Source organism: Treponema endosymbiont of Eucomonympha sp. (assembly GCF_001028545.1).
Genome location: NZ_BBPW01000371.1, coordinates 1 through 678 on the forward strand (window position 1 = coordinate 1; position 678 = coordinate 678).

Consider the following 678-nt stretch of genomic DNA (forward strand, 5'->3'; position numbering starts at 1 on the left):
GTTCCCACGCCTCGTCGCTTATATCGTGCCGGTGAATGCCTTTATTTCCTTTCATGCTCCTATTTTACCTCTTTTCCTTTCTTTAGTCCACACTGCCTAGGCAAAAAGAACTTCGCCAAAGCTGAAACCGCTTTAACGGAGGCGGGCGTTTCTGTTATAGAGACAGAGCCAAGCAGGAGAGGCGTCAGCTACCTTATTGCGGACGCGAGAGGCATTCGGTGGTTCGCCTTTAACTGCGTATAATGTCGCGCGGCAAGCCGGAAGGCAGACGCGGACAACATTTCGTGGTTTGCCTATAACCAGTAAGCGCGTTGCCCTTACGGGCAACGACCGAGTTTCTTGAGGAAACAGGCGTTCCCCGTAGGGAACGTCCGAGTTCTTTGAAAGAACTCGGCATATAGGGTGGGCTGGTGAACGGCATAGACGCGAAAGAGCGGGACGCCCCCCGCTCTTTTTTTATGCCCGGCGCTGTGCCCCGCCAAAAGAGGGATCGTCTCCCGCGTTCCCCGCAGGGAACGTCCGAGTTCCTTGAGGGAACTCGACAGATAGGTGAAGCAGATAGGTGGCGCCCGAACGGCATAGAGGCAAAAGAACAGAGCGGAAACCCTGCCACTTTTTATGCCCGGCGCTGTGCCCTTCGGTAAAACGCAAAGCAGGCGGGCGCCGTAATACAGAGAT

Annotated in this window: 1 protein-coding gene; it reads right to left on the reverse strand. The window is 55.0% G+C overall.

What is annotated here, in order from left to right; all coding sequences use genetic code 11:
• Window positions 1-317 precede the first annotated feature (317 nt).
• Window positions 318-678: hypothetical protein (locus tag AWU74_RS12815; RefSeq protein WP_238580229.1), on the reverse strand; the 361-nt coding region annotated here is incomplete at its 5' end.